Here is a 20,360-nt window from a genome sequence, read left to right on the forward strand (position 1 = left end):
TGCTCGGCTGGGATTTTTTTAGTTGTTCCAGCTACACCCGCTAGTTGAGCAATTGTTTGATATTGAAACAATTGTTTAGTAGTCAGATTCAGCCCTACTTGGTTAGCTTTAAATATTACTTGCAGACTCAGAATAGAATCCCCGCCTAATTTAAAAAAGTTATCATTTATACCTATATTTTCTAAATTTAATACCTCTGTCCAAATAACAGCTAACTGCTTTTCAACGCTTGTTTTTGGTGCAACAAAGGTTTCTTTGAGTTCTTTGAGTTCTGGATGTACTGTATCAGTTATAGGTAAAGCCTTCCGGTCAACCTTACCATTTGGTGTGAACGGTAGTGAATCTAATGTGATAAAAGCTACTGGTATCATATAGCTTGGCAACTTTGATTCTAAAAATCCACGTAATTCAGAAATTACTAATTTTTGTGCTTTTTGTGGAACTACATAGGCAACTAAACGTTTAGAATTTGCTGAATCTTGATGTACTACAGCTACAGTTTCTCGGACTGCGGGGTGTTGAGTAATAATTGCTTCAATTTCTCCAAGTTCAATACGAAAACCCCGGAGCTTGATTTGGTTATCAATTCGACCAATGTACTCTATCTCTCCATTTGGTAGATAGCGTGCTAAATCTCCTGTTTTGTACAACCGTTCCCCTATCTGATTTGTGTAGGGATTAGGAATAAATTTATCCGCAGTGAGTTCTGCTTTGTTGAGATATCCACGGGCTAAACCTGCACCGCCAATGTACAACATACCAGGTACACCTATAGGAACAGGTTGTAAATTTTGATCTAACAAATAGGTTTGGGTGTTGTGAATCGGGCGACCAATAGGTGGAGTGGTGCTAGCACCCTTGTGTATCGAGGCAAAAGTTGAATAAGTTGTATCTTCAGAAGGGCCATATAAGTTAAAAACTTGTTGTATATTATTTTGCTGATAAAGTTGTTGTACGAATCGATTCTGAAGTGGTTCGCCTGCGATATTCACAGTTTGCACTGAAGTTGGAATGCTATCAGTTCTGATTAACTGTGAAATTAAACTTGGGACAATATTAATTAAGGTTATATTATCGGCTTTTGCCAAAGTTGCTAAATGTAGAGCATTCTCAATCAAGATGACCTTACCACCGCAACACACAGGAACAAACATCTCAAACACCGAAAGGTCAAAGCAAATCGAAGTAGAAGCCAAAATTCCTTGTTTGGCTTCTACCCCAAAGGTTTTGTTTGCCCAATCCAACATTGCAACTGTGCTACCGTGTTTAATCATCACACCTTTGGGTTTGCCTGTGGAGCCAGAGGTATAGATGACATAAGCTAGGTTGTCAGTAGTTATTTCAGAGAATATATTTTCCTGGTTTTGTTGGGCTATGAGATTATAATCAGTGTCTAAACAAACAACTTGAGTTTTATGTTGGGGGATTTTTTGAGGAAGCGACGCTTGAGTGAGCAACACTGGCGCTTGAGTGTCTTCTAGTATAAATCTCAATCGTTCTTTTGGATAGCTTGGATCTAGTGGGATGTATGCACCGCCTGCTTTGAGGATGGCTAATAGTCCGATGAGCATATCGAGCGATCGCTCTACACAAATCCCTACCAATACCTCTGGTTTTACTCCCAGCTTTTGCAAATAATTCCCTAATTGATTTGCTTTGGCGTTCAGTTCCCCATAGGTCAATTCTTGATCTTCAAAAATAACTGCAACAGCATCGGGTGTTTTCTCTACCTGGGCTTCAAATAACTCATGAATGCACTTATCTTGAGGATAGTCTGTCTTGGTATTATTCCACTCAACTAATAATTGTTGTAGTTCAGACGATGTAAGTAATGGTAAGTCTGAAATACATTGCTCACAATTCCTAACTATGCTTTCTAGTAAAGTCTGGAAATGTCCCAGCATCCGGTTAATAGTATCTGCATTAAATAAGTCCGTGTTGTACTCGCAAGTAGCAACTAACCCTTGCTCGGAGTTCTCCATAAATAAGGTCAAATCAAACTTAGATGTCCCGTTATAAACTTCCTCATAAGTAACTGATACATCCGATAGACTGAGATTGGGTTTTGGCACATTTTGCAGAACAAACATCACTTGAAAGAGTGGGTTATAGCTCAAGTCTCTGCTTGGCTGTAGTTCTTCTACTAACTTCTCAAAAGGTAAGTCTTGATGAACATAAGCTTCTAAAGCAGTTGACTTCACCCGCGCTAACAACTCCTGAAAACTCAGGTCGTCAGAAAGGTTTGTACGCAACACTAAAATATTGACAAAAAATCCTATTAATGATTCGATTTCTGCTCTGTTACGATTGGCAATTGGTGAACCGACTAAAATATCAGTCTGACCTGTGTAGCGATAAAGCAAGATTTTGAAAGCTGTAAGCAAGGTCATAAATAGAGTTACTCCCTGCTGACGGCTCAATTTCTTGAGTTCTTTTGTCAAGTTTGGAGAAAGAACTGATTTCGCTTGAGCGCCTTTGAAGGTTTGAACTGCTGATCGCGGACGATCAGTTGGTAAATTCAGTACAGGAAGTTCACCACTCAACTTTTGTTTCCAATAGGTAAATAATGGTTGAATGCGATCGCCATTCAGCCATTGTTGCTGCCAATTGACAAAATCTTTATACTGAATAGGTAATTCCGAAAGTGGTGAAACTTCGCCACCAGCAAATGCTTTATAAAGCGCAGTTAATTCTTTGATGAAAACACCGATAGACCAACCATCTGCAATTATATGATGAAAACTTACAATTAAATGATAAGTTTTATCATTTAATTGTAAAATTTTAGCACGTAGAAGTGATTGAGCAGATAAATCAAAGGGTTGCTGTGCTAATTCCCTAGCCAAATGTTGTGCTGTGCTATTGCGTTCATTTTCTGATAGTGAGCGTAAGTCTTCAACCACCAAAGTTAAGAGTACAGCTTGATTGATGACTTGCACAGGTTGTCCATCTACTACTGTAAAGCTTGTACGCAATACTTCGTGTCGTCTAATAATTTCGTTCAGACTATCTTCTAAGACAGCTAGGTTAACGCAAGCTTTGAAGTTAATAACTATAGGAATATTGTATGTAGGAGCATCGGGATTTAGCTGGTTGATAAACCACAATCCCTGCTGGTCTGAAGATAGAGGATGAATAGATGTATATGTATTTTTCTGTTGTTGAGTATGTTGAGTGAGACATAGTGATGGTAGTCCATCTGTCGTCATTTGAGCAAGGATTTTAGTGACGAGCGATCGCGTACTCATCCCTGCAAAAAAGTCTGCTACCGATACTTCTACTTCAAATTCAACTTCAATTCGGTTTTTTAACTCAAATACTTTTAAAGAGTCAAGTCCGAGAGTGCTTAATAATTCTTGAGGATTGATCTCATCTACTGTAATTGCAAGTATTCCTGCCAAAAGTTCAATCAGATATGATTCTAAAAGTGGTTGACATTCCCTGGGGGAAAGCGCCAAAAGTTCCGAACGCTGTAATTGAGTTTCTTTTCTTGCAATATTACTAATTTTGAGAATGTTACTTGCAACTACATTGAGTTCACCTTGCTCAAACTGAGTCCGAGTTGCACGTCTTTGAATCTTACCACTGGAAGTTTTGGGAATACTACCTGGTTTAATCAAGACTACAGCATAAACTTGTACCTCATGCTCTTCAGTAACCGCTTGGCGAATAGCAGAGATCACTTCTTCTAAATTTGGCTTGGCGCGAAACTCTAATTCTTGTACAATTACTAGCCGTTCTTCATGATTAACTTTGACTGTAAACGCTGCACCAGCAGCAGAACGCAATGATGGATGACTGCGTTCTGTGGTTGATTCTATATCCTGCGGATAAAGATTTCGACCACGAATAATAATTAAGTCTTTGGCTCTTCCTGTAATGAAAAGCTCACCATTGTGCAAAAACCCTAAATCTCCCGTTCGCAAAAATGGCCCTTTACCTGTGTCTGATAGATAAGCATGGAAGGTTTCTATTGTCTGTTGAGGACGATTCCAATAACCTTGACCAACACTCGACCCAGATACCCAGATTTCTCCGATTTCATCTACTTTACAACTACTGAGTGTTTCTGAATTGGCAATGACTACCTCTTGTTCTGGTATAACTCGACCACAACTGACAAAATGATAAGCATCTTCATCTTGAGCAGATGATTCTACCACGCGATGGGATTCTAATGCAGATTTTGCGACTGTTTTGATTGTCGGTGCTGTTACCTTCTCCACACCAGAAACCATTAGAGTTGTTTCAGCCATTCCGTAACAAGGGTAGAAAGCTTGTTTACGAAAACCACACTCAGCAAAAGCTTCTGCAAACCGTTCTAAAGTATCATACCGAATCGGTTCAGCACCGTTAAATGCAACACTCCAGCTACTCAAGTCAAGAGTTTGTTTTTGTTCAGGAGTAATTTTTTGAGTACATAATTCATAGGCAAAATTAGGGCCGCCACTCGTTGTACCTTTATATTGGGAAATAGCTTGCAACCAACGATAGGGACGTTGCAGAAAGGAAGCTGGAGGCATTAAGATGCAAGGGAAACCTCCATACAAAGGTTGCAATATTCCACCAATCAAACCCATATCATGATAAGTTGGCAACCATGAGACAAACTTACTCTCGGTTGAATGCTCCATGAATTGGTAAGTCGTGGCAGCATTATGTATTAAATTTCGATGACTAATCATTACACCCTTGGGTGTGCCTGTAGAACCAGAGGTATATTGCAGAAAAGCTAGAGTATTTTGATCAATAGAGGGTTCTTGCCAGGTGTCTTCTATTCCTAGAGTAAGATTATCAGTAGTTAACCATTCCAAAGATTCTACATCAGTCTTTTGTGTCATTAAAGACCGCACTGTAAATAGAATTTCTGTTGTTGTCAGAGCGATCGCTGCTTGTGCATCTGTGGAAATTGCTTTGATTCTTGGTGTATTGCGCTCATTTCGAGGTGGATATGCAGTTACAGCTATGACTCCCGCATATAAGCAACCAAAAAAAGCGACTAAAAAATCTAGTCCTGGGGGATAAAGTAGTAAAGCCCGTTCCCCTGTCAAACTCAATGCTTGTAACTGAGCAGCTACTCGACGCGATCGCCTATCTAATTCTTGATAGGTCAATGTTGCTTTTTCTATTTTCCCATCTAATAAAAAGGTAAAAGCATCTTTATCTGGCTGCGTAGAGCTTCTGAAGCGTAGTAATTCGACAACTGTAGAAAAATCACCCAAATGATCACAGAAGCTATGAGAAAATTGACTCATTTTCATTTCAACTCAACACCATATACAAATTATTCTCTCATCAGACTCTCAATGAAACATTGTTTGCAAGTTCGTAACCATCTTCATAAGCAAAATTTTTAGAATCACGGCAAAAATCTGGTTGATAAAAACGCACAGGAACCAGATTATTGCTGCAATGGTTGATTAAATAATCAGGAGACCATTTTTTACAAGCATCCCAATGTTTAGCAACATCTTCAATTACAAGAGACTGATATTGTTTCCAGATATCTGAAAATTGCTTGGTGCTAGGACTTTTCATTCTTAGAATCGATGCACTCATTTGAAGTTTGATCGTCATAAAAACTCCAACATTATCACTTGCTTTTACTGGAAGTTTTATGCTAATTTCTAGCCATAGCTATGTGCAATAAATGTTAATTTTTCATTGATTATATGAATAGTTTATGAGCTTGCGTCGTGTTTTTCACTAATAATAAATATTCCGGACATATCTAAAGAATAAGGCGCTATTGTCAATTAAACCAAATCTTTGTAATTGAGCAGCTATTTAACGCGATCGCCTATCTAAATTCTTGAGCGGAATTCAGGAGTCAGGAATAAGCATAAGCAAGGCTTTTTATCTAGGTTGTAGACCAAAATACTGAACCTCACTAACTTGCAATCCATCGTAATTAGTTCTGCCAATAACTTAGATTGTGCAAACGCTGAGTATATAGTGTAGTGATTTCTTTGAAGAAATTCTGAGTTAATGCAAGTAATTTTTATTTATCTTTGATTACACTAACGAGAATAAGTAGCTTTAGCAAGAGAATATTTATAGAGATTAATTATTAATTATTTTTTTAGTATCAGTTTTAGTTATTAAAATTATTGATATTAGGACTTACGCGTTGACAGAAAAGTCAAAATAGCAGCTATGATTTTCAGCGCTTCTAGCCTGATTTTTCTATTCCTCACCAAGCGATGTCTAGCGACAAGCCGCGTAGCGTCTACGCAATGAACAAACGGTCTTTATAAAAGCCTGAAATAAGGTACTTACGTTAATACACAAGATGATTCGTTTGTACAGTGCGTAAGTCCTACACTTCACCGTGTCAATCCCCGCTCCCTATTCATCAAGCAATTATCTGGATTAGGAGTAATTATTACTTGGCATCCATAACTAAAGAAAAAAGATTATTAATTATCTTGTGCATTGTGTCACTCCATAATATGATTCAAATAACTTAAACTAAATGACAATTATTTGCAAAATTAGTCATTATGTCTTCAAGTACAGGCCAGTAGTGTGATTGAGTGAAAGCGGATAAATGAAGTTAGATAGATTTTTTCAAAGCCTGCTGCTGACAGGTGTGGTTGTTGTTTTTATAAGTACTCCTGTTAAAGCTCAGGATGCAAGAGAGGATATTCAAGGTCGATCTTCTACCCAGACGTCAGGGAAATCTACATTGGGTAAAGAATTTGTGATCACCAAATCTCCGAGATTAGTTTCCAATACTAGAAAAACCAAACTGCAAAAGTCTCAGATTCCAAGTTCACAGCAAAGAGCAAAGTCGGATAAAACAACTAAAAATATTCCTCAACTCAGAAAAATCCAACTTCCCGCTACTAACGCCGAAAGGTTAGTACAGTCACCAACACCAACTAACCCTGCTAACCCACAACAAAGAGGTGGAGAGCAAGTTATATCAATCACGGGAGTTAAGGCGAATTCCACACAGACAGGTGTAGAGGTAATTTTAGAAACATCTCTTGGAGAACAACTGCAAGTTACAAATCGCAGTGCAGGTAATAATTTTATTGCAGATGTATCTGGCGGACAATTGCGCTTACCTTCGGGCGAGCCATTTGTATTCCGTTCAGAAAAACCACTTGCGGGAATTACTGAAATTACAGTCACAAATATTGATGCAAATACAGTGCGAGTGACGGTTGTAGGTGAAAACACTTTGCCAACCGTTGAGTTATTTGATGATAATGTAGGGTTGGTTTTTGGTATAAGTTCGGCTACAACAGCAACGCAGCCACCACAACAGCCTGAAACACCACAAGCCCAAGAACCAGAAAACCAGACACCGCAAGAAGAACCAGCAGCACAACAAGATGAGCCGATTGAATTAGTAGTCACGGGAGAGCAAGACGGGTATGATGTAACGAATACTACCACCGGAACAAGAACCGATACACCTTTGCGTGACATTCCCCAATCAATTCAGGTGGTACCACAAGAAGTCTTGCGCGACCAGCAAGTTACCCGCCTAGAAGATGCACTCAGAAATGTTACTGGTGTTAATCAGGCTTTTAACTTTGGTTCAATTAACACTTTTACAATTCGCGGATTTGATGCGACAGCAACTAATCTTCTCAGGGATGGGCTAATTGATCCTTTGGCTGGAGAAGTGACTGAACTTTCCAGTGTTGAACAAGTTGAAGTTCTCAAAGGACCCGCATCAGTATTATTTGGTTTGGGTAATCCTGGAGGAGTCATCAATATAGTATCTAAACGTCCATTAAGTGATCGCTTTGAGTCCATTGATGCAACCGTTGGCAGTTATAGTTACTATCGGGGTGCAATTGATTTATCGGGGCCGTTAAATGACTCGAAGACAGTCTTGTATCGTTTCAATACAGCCTACAGAAATTCAGGTAGTTTTATCGATTTCTATAATGGTGAACACTTGAATATATCACCTGTGGTCAGTGTGGCTATAGGCGATAAAACTAACCTGACTCTAGAGGGAGAATACATCAGTACAAGAGATTCTTACGCATCTGGCGTACCTGTTGTGGGGAGTGTATTATCTAACCCTAACGGCGAAGTATCCCGTCATCGCAATTTTGGTGAACCTTCTGATGAATTTGAGCATATAATTACAAGGGCTGGATACAAATTAGAACATAAATTTAATGACAACTGGTCATTAAACAATGCTTTTATGTTCAGCTATCGTGATTACAGCGACAAACTGACGATTCCCTCAACCTTGGATGCAGATAATCGAACTTTTAATCGTACTTACCGAGAATACGAGCTGGAAAATAAAAATTATGCCCTGACAACAAATTTGATTGGTAAATTCTCGACGGGTTCAATTCAGCATCAGCTCCTATTTGGAGTTGATTTGAATCGTTTTGAAAACTTCTCACCAAAATATCTCGAACGCCAAGCAGCACCAATTGATATCTTTAATCCTACATATGGTCAACCACCAGGTGAGATTACTTTCGATGAATTTAGCGATCGCTCCCGCACAAATTCTTTAGGAATTTATTTACAAGACCAAATTGCACTGACCGATGGCTTGAAGTTGTTGTTAGGTGGACGGTTTGATACTTTTAACCGAAAATATGAAGATTTCACCAATGACACAGAAAGTAGTGGGTCAGATAGTGCATTCAGTCCTCGGTTTGGGATTGTTTATCAACCCATTCCTGCGATTTCACTATATGCTAGTTATACACGTTCGTTTACTCCACCAAGCGGTACATTCTTTTTTGGCGTTGATTCTTCCTTCGAGCCAGAAGAAGGTACTCAGTATGAAGTTGGGGTAAAGGCTGATTTCAACGATCGCCTTTCAGCAACCTTAGCATTCTTTGATTTGACCCGTACTAATGTCTCAACAGAAGACCCCAATAATCCAAACTTTTCCATCCAAGTAGGTGAGCAGAATAGCCAAGGTATTGAACTGAATCTTGCAGGCGAAATTTTGCCGGGATGGAATATTTATGCAGGCTATGCTTATACCGATGCACGGATCACTGAAGATAATACCTATGATGTTGGCAACCGATTACCAAATACCGCAGAGCATTCTGCCAATTTATGGACAACCTATCAAATTCAAGCAGGGAATTTACAAGGTTTAGGGTTTGGTTTAGGTTTGTTTTTTGTAGGCGATCGCGCCGGAGATTTGGAGAATAGTTACGATGTACCTAGTTATGTTAGGACTGATGCAAGTATTTTCTATAACCGAGATAGATTTAGAGTTGCACTCAACTTCAAAAATCTATTTGATGTAGATTATTTTGAAAGTGCGCTTAATTCTAATCGTGTTTACTATGGACAGCCATTTACTGTGCAAGGAACTGTTTCTTGGCAATTTTAAAAGTCGATTTAAATAATTTCGATGGGGCAAATTATTCAAAGTTTGCCCTTTACAATTTACTGAGGTTATTTGCTGCCTAAATAATTGGTCAAAGGAGAATAAAATATTTTTAGAAAGAACCACTATCTCAAACTATTTATATTAGGAATAGCTATTGTCATTTTGCTTGGAGCTTGTTATAATTTCTTCTTTCATAATTAGTTTAAATAAATATAATCAGACTTCCTCTCTCTCTAATGAAAAAAGTAAGTCGTATAATAATCATATTTATATTTGCTAGCCTCACAACTTTTTTGTTTTCTACTTGCAATCACAAGTTAACAGAAAATACAGGTAACTTAGGTGGATTATCTCGCCAAACCAACTGTCGAATAATTCAGCATTTAGTAGGAGAAACTTGTGTCCCTCAGAACCCTCAACGTATTATTGCCTTGCATGTAGCTACTTTAGGAAACTTACTTACTCTTGGGGTTAAACCAATAGGAAGTGCAACTGAATTTGACAAAACTGAATTTCCTAAGTATCTTGAAAGTAAGATAGGTGGAATCGAATGGGTGGGAGGTACCACTCAACCTAATCTAGAAAAAATATTAAAACTCAAACCGGATTTGATTATCAATTTGAGTGACGATCAAAGTATTTATCCTCTACTCTCAAAAATTGCCCCAACTGTACAAACTGGTTGGGAAGGTCCCAATGAATGGAAGGAACATTTTAGTTTTGTTGCTAAAGTCTTAGGAAGAGAAGATACTTATCAACAGGCGTGGGATCATTATAATCAGCGAATTAAAGAACTTAAAGTGGCTTTGGGCGATCGCTATCAAAATCAAAAATTTTCTTATGTCTATCTTGAAGATAGTAATAATCCTATATTTATTAGCGAACTTAAAAATGTATTTGCTGGCTCAATACTAAATGATGCTGGTTTGCAACGTACAGAAGTACAAAATGTTATTAGTTCAAATGGCTATCTTTTTATTCCTGAAGAAGAATTATCGAAGATAGATGGTGATGTTGTATTTATAGGAATTGATGAGGACAGTGATCCGAAATCATTTAACAAAATTAAACAAAAGCCACTATGGAAGACACTTAAAGCCGTTCAAACAAATCATGTATATATTGTCAACAAATCAACTTGGAGAGAGTCAAACTTAATTGCAGCTGATACAGTAATTGATGATTTATTTAAATACCTCGTCGATATTCCCTAAATTTATGTCCAAACATATCCTATTCGTCCACAAATCTACGATACTTTTTGCTTCCCAATCCTCTAAGCAGCAGACATAGTATAGATTATGATTACTTATGATTAGCTAGCCGAGAATGCGTCAGCTCTCGCTATTACATCTTCAAACAGGACTTACGGGAGCATCCCAATTTTTTCAATATACCGCGAATTACAGTTTATTTAATCCATGATCCTTACCAGGTAATGTCTCTGTTTTCCTTTCCTCAAATCCTACTAGCTAGGCAGTTACCTTAAAGCTAGAATAAGATGGACAATTTAGTTCTGCCTAGTCCTTGCTCGGGTACAAAGTATCAAATGAAGCGATGATGACAAAATCGTTACAATCTCTATTCCAGTTAATTGCTAAGGCTAAAGATGAACAGGAGTTAAAATCGCAAATTTCTGCGGAGGTGGGCGAGTATTTCACTGCTAAAAGGTGGAGATTGCTTTTTTTTAATCAGCTACCTTCTATTTATGCCAGTTTTCAAAAAAGCAATTTTCAGAAAGCGCTGCAATTGGGATTATCTACTAAGCACAATCCAGTCTTGTGCTACTTAGTGGAACGTCATGCCCCTGTTCACGAAGGATTAGTAGTATCACCCAAAACATGGAGGCTGATTTGTCCCCGTAATGATCACTGGCACGTCATGGCAGGGCCAATTGTAAGCAATGGACAATTAGTAGGCATAGTAGCCTTGACCCGTGAAAAGGGAATGCCTGCATTTAACACACAAAATCTAGCAGATTTAAGTGCCCTTTGTCTACATCTATCCACTTGGGTTGCAACAGGAGGCTCACAAACTATTTTTATTTCGTTGAAGCCATCTGAACAAACGAGATTGAATTCTTTTGAGATTAAACCTCTCACTCCACGTGAAGTAGAAATTTCTGAACTCGTAGCACGGGGATTTACAAATGCTGAAATTGGTACAGTTCTCAGAATTCAGGAAAATTCTGTCAAGCAAGCTTTAAAACGTATGTTTCGTAAACTCGAAGTTTCATCTCGTGCTGAGATGGTTGCAAAGCTTTCTTCCTTCCAATTTAGCAACGTCAATTAATTCTAATTTTATCTGACAACAAATGTCGTCCCTCTGAAACTGCACATTTTATAACCTTTATATAGCAAATCTTTTAGCCTTTCTCCGAGAAATGTGCTAATTTTGTTCGTGAGCGTGCGATTACGACCCTCGGGCGCTCATTCTTGCACCTACCTTATATCTGACAGGATATAAGGTAGGTGCAAATTCAGAGGTTTGCTGTCAGATCATGTTAATTTTATTTACTTGCTAATTCCTGACAAACACGTGAGTTGAATTGCATTCTAGCTGACACATCATGATTATGTTGTAAAACATCATTTTTGATTGCCCATAGAACTGCTTCAGTTCGTGAGCTCAGTCCTAATTTTGCATAAATTTGGCTAATATAATTGCGTATTGTTTGATGACCTAAACTTAGCTCATTAGCAATACAAGCATTATCCAAACCTCGTGCTATCATCCTCAGAATTTGTTGCTCTCGCTGTGTCAAATTAGCATTTTCAGCTTGATTCCATTCGCCTTTATTGGATTGAACATAATATTCTACAAGATTTTTACTAAACCATGTTTTCCCTTGGGCTACTGTAAGACTAGCATTAACTAGTGTTTGTGGTTCTTCAGATTTCAGTACACAGCCTGCTATACCATTTCTTTTTAAAGTGGAAAGGGTTAGTTTGTTATGACTCATAAGTCCTAATATCTTTAGCTTTGGACAATTCCTGTGTAAAAAAGCTATTGCATCAGGGAATTTGAATTGAGGTAAATCTAAATCCATAATTATTAAATCTGGTTGAAGCTTTTGATGCAATTTTCTAATTTTATGACTACTGTTTGCTTCACCTACTATGATTAATTTTTTTTCGACACTTAGAGTAGTACGAATACCTACTCCTATTAATGAAGCTTCGTCAGCAAGTAATACTCGAATATTATTGTACATCTGTATACCCTTCCTCATATTTGGTTTTCAGGGAATATTTAGTTAGATTTACGTGCCTTATCATCCCTCATAAATAATTTCGCACTCCCATAGTATTTTTAAAGGAACTTATTGAATGACACTGCAAAAAACATTAGAGAGTCTGTACCAAATTTGATCCATGTATCACCTCTATGGCAAGTACGGCTGACTTATGATTGCTGGCTAGAAAAAGACATTGCTAAATTTTATAGGCTATCAACAAATCATTGATGGACAAAGCCACTTGAATTTAAATTGTGCATCTGCTGTCGGAAATTGCCAGTTAACTATAAGTTCCCTTGCTTTACGCATTTAGACTGGCAATTTTTTCCTCAAAGTCACTTTGTTAAAAAGTCTTTCTGTCAAAACACTCACAGGTTAAAGCCATCGGTAACAGGTTGATATAATCAATATTTTGTCGATTAACTAACTATTAATCAAAACTTCGTCAAAATCGTTGTAGGAAACACTATTTTGAGGAAGCTGTTGCGTAATATTTAAACGCTTCATTTATTTTTGCCCTCAAAACATATTACAAACATATTTCCCACATTTTCAGCGTGACATTAATCGACAAAATCAAACTGATTTTAACCTGTGACTAATACCAAGCATTATAACCCCGCTTTTAACATGTACATCGTAACAAGATAAATTTTTAAATATTTCTGTAATAAACAGAACCGTAATGATACTAAAATGTGTATTATTATTGACACTAAAATATACAGCGTTTTAATTTATACTTTTTATAAAATTATTTTTTGTTCACTTATCCCAGATATTGATAAAATTTATCATTAAATAATATTATTATGAACTAGCTTTTGCTTTTAACTACTATGTATATTGAATATTTGCTATTGACCCTGTTTGATTTTAGATGAAAAAAATAAAACATATTTATTTAAAATACTGAGTTCTATTTAAACTTATTGACTCAGCAACGTTGTGGTTATGTTAAAATTTAATGACAATTAAATGATGAAATCCTTATATGTTGGAAAAAGCAGACTTTGCGATTGAAGTATCTTGCATAAGTAATAAATGTATCTAATAGCAGATATCAAGCAAAAAACTTTTTTTATTTATTTAAAATATAGCTTAGGTAGGATGTAATTATTCTTGTAACGTGCATGAGTCTGTGTTTTTAAAAGCGTCCCACCACGCTGTCTTTTTGCTTTTATATATGAATGGAAGTAAACATGTATCTGCTTCTACCCTGTTTTCTGTATTTCTTAGAAGAGTAGTAAAAAACAAAACCTATGAAGGTAGGTTTTATGGTATTCATGAAGATAACCTCAATAAGTTTAGATAACAATTTAATAAAAAAGTACATGTGTAACTGTACAAATTTTTTAGGATAAAGCTAAATTAGTACATGATGTAATGTACTAATTATCAAAACTCAGGTCAAAGTTAAGTTCTTTTATATATGTAACTATATAGATGAAATTTCATTTTTTTAGTTATATTTAATGAGAGTTTTTGATTAATTGAAAGTAGAACAGCACAAAAAACCCGTAGACGCGGAGCGGCTTCTCGGAGAGTAATATATAACGGAAAGTAAACTTGCCCAAAAAGCTCTTCAATTCTGCCTACCTGCGGAAGCCGCTCCGCGTCTACTGCTCTGTGTCTTCTGTCTTGTCATAACGACAATTTCCCACACCTATCTACTATTTTTTTAAACGAATATTCATACTCCTCATGAGGAATGAAGCAACAATGAATACTAAAATTTCTGAACAAGCAATCCTAAATTATGAATACTATGAAACTCAAGAAACTAGTCATGAAATCAAAATGATAAATGCTTCTGTACAATCATCAACTTTGAAAGACACAAACAACTATCTTACAGAAGCTACTTTTAATTTGTCAGACTACCTTGCACAACGGCAGGAAAAAGTTGAAGCAGCACTCGAAAGCTCAATCACTTCAGGTTATCCAGAAAAGCTATATGAGTCTATGCGGTATTCCTTAATGGCCGGGGGAAAACGTCTGCGCCCAATTTTATGTCTTGCCAGCTGTGAATTATCTGGGGGCGTTTTAGAAATGGCTATGCCCACTGCTTGTGCGCTGGAAATGCTTCACACGATGTCTTTAATGCATGACGACTTACCTGCTTTAGATAACGACGACTATCGTCGAGGTAAGTTAACCAATCATAAAATCTATGGCGAAAATATTGCCATACTGGCTGGCGATGCACTTTTGCCCTATGCCTTTGAATATATAGTAGTTCAAACAAAAGGAGTTCCAGCTGATCGCTTGTTACGAGTCATTGCTAAGTTAAGCCATGCGGTTGGAGCAAGAGGTCTAGCAGGTGGTCAAGTTGCTGATCTTGAATCAGAGAAATTGCAAAATCTTGATCTCGCAACTCTTAACTTTATTCACTCTCACAAAACTGGTGCATTGTTAGAAGCCTGTGTTGTTTCTGGAGCACTGTTAATAGGAGCAAATGATGAGGTTTTGCGGAGGCTTTCTCGTTATGCTCGCAATATTGGTCTTGCCTTTCAGATTATCGATGATGTCCTAGATGTTACTGCAACTAAGGAGCAACTAGGTAAAACTCCAGGTAAAGATGAAAAGGCACAGAAAGCAACTTATCCTAGTTTGTTAGGAATTAATGAATCTAGATACCAGGCACAAAAATTAATTGAGGAAGCCAAGAAAGAACTCGCTCCTTTTGAGAAGAAAGCTATCCCTCTAATAAGTCTAGCTGACTATATTATCACTAGAACTCACTAGGTAGCTAAGTAGTTATCGTAAATAGCTGGACTCCTCCTACACCCCTACACCCACTTTCAATTCAGATGGATACAAAAGCCTTAAAGCGATCGCTCCATAATTCCAATCGCTATTACCGTAATGGGTTTGGACACAAAGTAGAAGCAACAGAAAGATTGCATTTTGACTATCAGAGTGGTTTAATCCAACAAATCCGAGAGAATGGCTATAAATTACAACGAGGTGATGTCACCATTCGACTAGCAGAAGCATTTGGATTTTGCTGGGGGGTCGAGCGGGTGATTGCTCTAACCTATGAAACACGTAAGCAATTTCCTACTGAGCGAATTTGGATTACCAACGAGATTATTCACAATCCGACGGTGAATCAAAATCTGACAGAAATGCAAATTGAATTTATTCCAATGAATGAGCAGGGACAGAAGGATTTTGCGGTTGTTACTGAGGAAGATGTAGTAATTCTACCTGCCTTTGGAGCTACAATTGAGGAAATTAAACTATTAAATACGATAGGGTGTACAATTGTAGATACAACCTGTCCGTGGGTTTCTAAAGTTTGGAATAGTGTTGAAAAACACAAAAAACAAAGTTACACTTCAATTATCCATGGTAAATATAAACACGAAGAAACAATTGCAACTAGTTCCTATGCAGACAAATATCTAGTTATTCTCAATTTACAACAGGCAGAGTATGTCTGCAATTATATTCTCAATGGTGGAGACCGTGAAGAATTCTTGAGCCAATTTGCTGGAAGCTATTCTTTTGGATTTGATCCAGATACTGATTTAGAACGCATAGGTATTGCCAATCAAACGACAATGCTCAAAAGGGAAACCGAGCAAATAGGAAAGCTATTTGAGCGTACTCTCATGCGTAAGTATGGCCCAAGCCAAATCGATAATCATTTCTTGAGCTTCAACACCATCTGCGATGCAACCCAAGAGCGTCAGGATGCAATGTTCAAACTTGTGGAAGAAAAGATAGATTTGATGGTTGTGGTGGGTGGGTTTAACTCGTCTAACACAACTCACTTGCAGGAAATCGCCTTGGGGCGCGGTATCCCCTCTTATCACATCGACAGTGTAGAACGTTTGGGGCCAGGTAATCGAATTCAGCACAAAAAGCTAAATCAAGATTTAGAAGTGGTTGAAGAATGGCTACCACAAAGACCAGTTGTAGTAGGAATTACTGCTGGAGCTTCTACCCCAGATACAGTTGTTTCTAATGTCATCGAGAGGCTTTTTGAGATCAAGTCAGCTATGTAGCACTTTGTCTGGGAAGAGTGGAGACTTTGAGTTGCCTGTAAGGGGCTGTGGGGGGGAGAACGGAACGGTTTTTACCGTTAGCTGAGAAGATCCAAATTCAATGAGTAGAAGCTTTCATGCTTTTCTCTTTAATTGTTTTGATTGCAACAAGGAAAATATAAAGATGACCATTGTTAACCGTATACGTACTGATGTTGTGAATGTAGCAAAATCTTTCGGAGCGGAATATTCCGAAGCAGTGATTGACCAGATATTCCAAGGCTTTGGTGAGAAGTTTACTAATGCTGGATTCGCAATTCGGGTACAAAACAAACGAAATCAAAAAGTTGATTGCAATATTCGCTATGGAGAAGCGAAGGAGAATTGTCTTGCATGGGATATAGCCAGAGAATCAGGTTTGCTATCTGACCAAGGTCATCCTGTAGACAAACTCATACAGGAAATGTTTCAAGCTATTCCAGCGATCGCATATGGTGCAGATTTTGATATTAACTATGGATTAGTAAAAATTTGGCATCTTCCCAAGATAGTACCCGTAGAAGAGGCTTTTAAAATACCATCTTTGCCAAAGAGTGTAAATGCTCATATAGATTTCTTCAAAAAGTATCATCTTGATGCTTTGTGCGCCTTGACAGTTGATTATCGGAATAAATCAACTAATCTGTATTTTGATGCTCATCATCCAGAACAGCGTACAACCCAATTCTACAAAAATATTTTGCAGTCACAACAATTTCAAGTGCCTTCTGATGAAGTGCTGGAAATACTTGTCAATTGTCCAGAAATTGCAGTTACCTTCAATTGGTCTTCTCCTAGGATTGAGCGGATGTGTTTTTACACTGCTTTCGTAAATCGTGAAACTGTGCCTCAACACATTAATCCAGTACTGAAAAAATTTGCTCAAGAGGCCCCAGCACTATTAGACAATCCAGGTTTTTTAGTTGGCTGGTCATTTGGTCCAGATGCAAAAAAGGGAACATATATCAAAATTGATGTAGATTATCATGGTCTAGTTGTGCCTTCATTCTTCCACATGCACAATTTACCGTTACCCGTACCTGAAGCTACGAGCGTTTTCAACTTACCATCCTCTGAGGCAGAGGATAAATCTAGTAGTGTTGTTATGTCATAACTAACTCAAAACTCTAGAAGCGGCATTGCTAATCTCGATATAGAAGATCAATACCGTCTTAGTCAGTAAAGTGCAGGACTAGGTGAACTTTAAAATTTTGTGTTGCCAAAACTGGAATTTATACGAATGGAGACGACATAAACTCCTGATTTTAACTACAGCTAGTCGTTGAAAAACCAAATTTTTTGCTCAATTTTTGGTATTTTTATCCTCTATTTTGGCAACACAATTATCTTTTGACTAGTAGGTGTGCTAAGGCAGTCTAGAATTTCTTGTTTGAATCAAGGAACAAACAAATGGTTAGCTATGTTGAAAAGGTCATACAGCTGAAAACCACAACACCAGAAACTCAAGTGGACAACAAGGTAATGAACCTAGCAGCTAGTTGGTACATTGCCATGCAATCTAAGGAACTAGGCAAAAAGCCACAAGCAATAGAGTTATTTGGTCGTTCTCTAGTTGCATGGCGAGACAAAGCAGGTAAAGCAGTGATTATGGAGCGTTTCTGCTCACACTTAGGTGCATCTTTAGCAATCGGTGAGGTAGTAGATGGTTGCATTCGATGCCCTTTTCATCACTGGCGCTATGATAGTTCTGGTGTATGCGTGGACATACCAAAGGTAGCAACACCTACAACAGATTTAATTCCGCCAACAGCGCGTCAATACACTTATGTGACTCAGGAAAAATATGATTACATTTGGGTGTGGTATGGAACTGCGACTCCTTTATTTGACTTACCCAAGTTTGATGCGGCAGAAAGCGACAAGCATAAATATATGGCTTGTCCTGCATCCATTCCAGTAAAAACTACTGTACGGCGGGTAGCTGAAAATGCATTTGACCACCACCATATCGTCTCAATACATAAAATGCCAGTAAATGGTCAAATTAAACTGACCCTGCTGAATGAGGAAGATGTAGAAATTAGCGAATTACCAATCGCAAAAGAAGCCTGGATGGGAAGTCTCATCGAAGCCCAACTTAAAACCTATTTTGGTGTAGGTGCAATTACCAAGGTTTTAGGATTAAATTTTGAAACTTTGTCGGTTCGAGGAGATGCTTGGCCGAGTGGCTCTGTAGCAATAATGAAATTCAACGGACAGCAAAAGTTTCAGCTACTCAGTGGTGTTACTCCAATCTCTGAAAACCAGACCATTTGGCACCTTTTGTTAATGATTAAAAAAACTGGCAACTTATGGTTAGATTTACTTTCCTACATTGTATTTGGTCAACAAAATGTAGCTACTGCATTTGTGGATAAAGCGCTTTTCGATGCGATGAGTCCATATACAGGTCGAGCGTTTATTAAGCCCGATCAGCCAGTGCTGAAGTTTAGACAGTTTTATCAAAATTGGGTTGCGAAAGCAGAGTAAAAAGATATTTTGTCAATACAATTATTTTTTCATAAATAAGTGTGCCACGGCAGTCTAGATTTGTTATTTGAATCAAGGAGCAAATAAATGGTTAGCTACGTTGAAAAGAGTATACAGTCAAAAGTTACACCATCAGAAACTCAAGTGGACAACAAGGTAATGAACCTAGCAGCTAGTTGGTACATTGCCATGCAATCTAAGGAACTAGGCAAAAAGCCACAAGCAATAGAGTTATTTGGTCGTTCTCTAGTTGCATGGCGAGACAAAGCAGGTAAAGCAGTGATTATGGAGCGTTTCTGCTCACACTTAGGTGCATCTTTAGCAATCGGTGAGGTAGTAGATGGTTGCATTCGATGCCCTTTTCATCACTGGCGCTATGATAGTTCTGGTGTATGCGTGGACATACCAAAGGTAGCAACACCTACAACAGATTTAATTCCGCCAACAGCACGTCAACATACTTATGTCGCCCAGGAAAAATATGGTTACATTTGGGTTTGGTATGGAAGTGCAACTCCTATGTTTCCTTTACCTAAGTTTGACGCGGCAGAAAGCGACAAGCATAAATATATGCCTTATCGCTTCTCCTTGCTAGTAAAAACTACTGTGCGACGAATAATTGAAAATGCATTTGACCATCACCATCTCGTTACATCACATAAGATGCCAGTAGATGGTCAAATTAGACTGACTATGCTGAATGAAGATAATGTGGAACTTAGCGAACTCCCAATCGCAAAAGAAGCCTGGATTGGAGACATTATGGAAGGTCAACTTAAGACTTATTTGGGTACGCGTTTAATCACAAAAGCTTTAGGGTTAAATGCTGGAGCTATGTGGAATCGAGTAGATGCATGGCCTAGTGGATTCATAAGCAGAGTTGATCTCAGTGGACAACAGAAAGTAATAATTATTTCTAGTGTGACTCCAGTTTCTGAAAATGAAACAATATGGCATACGCTTCTCATGATCAACAAAACTGGCAACTTGTTACGAGATTTATTTTCCTATATTGCTTTTGGTCGGCAAAGTGAAGCGACTGCATTGCAGGATGAACCAATTTTTAATACTATCAGTCCATGTACGGAAGGACGGGCATATGTTAATACTGACCATTCATTGTTGAAGTATAGACAATTTTATCAAAGTTGGGTTGCAAAGGTAAAGTAGAAAAAAGCTAGCAGTGAATCTGCTTCTGTTGTGAAACATTAAGTTCTTCTTTTTAGGGCGTTGTTGCATCAAAATATGAATC

10 protein-coding genes and 1 pseudogene are annotated in these 20,360 nt (G+C 37.9%); 8 read left to right on the top strand and 3 right to left on the bottom strand.

Features of this window, described 5'->3' with window-relative positions; translation table 11 throughout:
- Window positions 1-38: 38 nt before the first annotated feature.
- Both AC5JMK_RS14550 and AC5JMK_RS14555 read right to left on the bottom strand, forming a co-directional pair.
- Window positions 39-5,255 (bottom strand): annotated as a pseudogene (locus AC5JMK_RS14550) (amino acid adenylation domain-containing protein); the annotation flags it as partial.
- A 40-nt stretch (window positions 5,256-5,295) separates the two neighbouring features.
- Window positions 5,296-5,577 carry a cupin domain-containing protein gene (locus AC5JMK_RS14555; RefSeq protein ID WP_096679492.1) on the bottom strand — a complete coding sequence of 94 codons (282 nt, stop codon included), beginning with the start codon at window positions 5,575-5,577 and terminating at the stop codon, window positions 5,296-5,298.
- A 973-nt stretch (window positions 5,578-6,550) separates the two neighbouring features.
- Here AC5JMK_RS14555 and AC5JMK_RS14560 point away from each other — a divergent pair.
- From AC5JMK_RS14560 to AC5JMK_RS14570, 3 genes are all read left to right on the top strand, one after another.
- Complete coding sequence (locus AC5JMK_RS14560; RefSeq protein WP_096679494.1) at window positions 6,551-9,346, top strand: TonB-dependent receptor; 2,796 nt, start codon at window positions 6,551-6,553, stop codon at window positions 9,344-9,346.
- Between the two features lie 236 nt (window positions 9,347-9,582).
- The gene (locus AC5JMK_RS14565) at window positions 9,583-10,560 is read left to right on the top strand and encodes an ABC transporter substrate-binding protein (protein ID WP_096679496.1); all 978 of its coding nucleotides are present in this window, start codon (window positions 9,583-9,585) and stop codon (window positions 10,558-10,560) included.
- Window positions 10,561-10,906: 346 nt separating this feature from the next.
- A complete protein-coding gene (locus tag AC5JMK_RS14570; protein ID WP_096679498.1) occupies window positions 10,907-11,638 on the top strand; it encodes a LuxR C-terminal-related transcriptional regulator in 732 nt (243 codons plus the stop codon).
- 217 nt (window positions 11,639-11,855) lie between these two features.
- Here the strand turns inward: AC5JMK_RS14570 and AC5JMK_RS14575 are convergent, their stop codons facing one another.
- On the bottom strand, window positions 11,856-12,560 hold the full coding sequence (locus AC5JMK_RS14575; RefSeq protein WP_096679500.1) for a LuxR C-terminal-related transcriptional regulator: 705 nt from the start codon (window positions 12,558-12,560) through the stop codon (window positions 11,856-11,858).
- A 1,728-nt stretch (window positions 12,561-14,288) separates the two neighbouring features.
- Between AC5JMK_RS14575 and crtE the strand changes: the two genes are divergently transcribed.
- The 5 genes from crtE (at window position 14,289) to AC5JMK_RS14600 (ending at window position 20,278) form a co-directional block, all read left to right on the top strand.
- The gene (gene crtE, locus AC5JMK_RS14580; RefSeq protein WP_495910421.1) at window positions 14,289-15,332 is read left to right on the top strand and encodes a geranylgeranyl diphosphate synthase CrtE; all 1,044 of its coding nucleotides are present in this window, start codon (window positions 14,289-14,291) and stop codon (window positions 15,330-15,332) included.
- Window positions 15,333-15,397: 65 nt separating this feature from the next.
- Complete coding sequence (locus AC5JMK_RS14585; protein ID WP_096679502.1) at window positions 15,398-16,600, top strand: 4-hydroxy-3-methylbut-2-enyl diphosphate reductase; 1,203 nt, start codon at window positions 15,398-15,400, stop codon at window positions 16,598-16,600.
- 163 nt (window positions 16,601-16,763) lie between these two features.
- Window positions 16,764-17,732, top strand: coding sequence for a hapalindole dimethylallyltransferase (ambP3, locus tag AC5JMK_RS14590; protein ID WP_096679504.1), 969 nt, complete (start codon window positions 16,764-16,766; stop codon window positions 17,730-17,732).
- 296 nt (window positions 17,733-18,028) lie between these two features.
- Window positions 18,029-19,108: a Rieske 2Fe-2S domain-containing protein gene (locus AC5JMK_RS14595; RefSeq protein ID WP_495910422.1), complete on the top strand. Its 1,080-nt coding sequence runs from the start codon at window positions 18,029-18,031 to the stop codon at window positions 19,106-19,108.
- Window positions 19,109-19,195: 87 nt separating this feature from the next.
- Window positions 19,196-20,278, top strand: a complete 1,083-nt coding sequence (locus AC5JMK_RS14600) for a Rieske 2Fe-2S domain-containing protein (RefSeq protein WP_096679508.1) — start codon at window positions 19,196-19,198, stop codon at window positions 20,276-20,278.
- Window positions 20,279-20,360 lie beyond the last annotated feature (82 nt).

Source organism: Pelatocladus sp., from assembly GCF_059505505.1.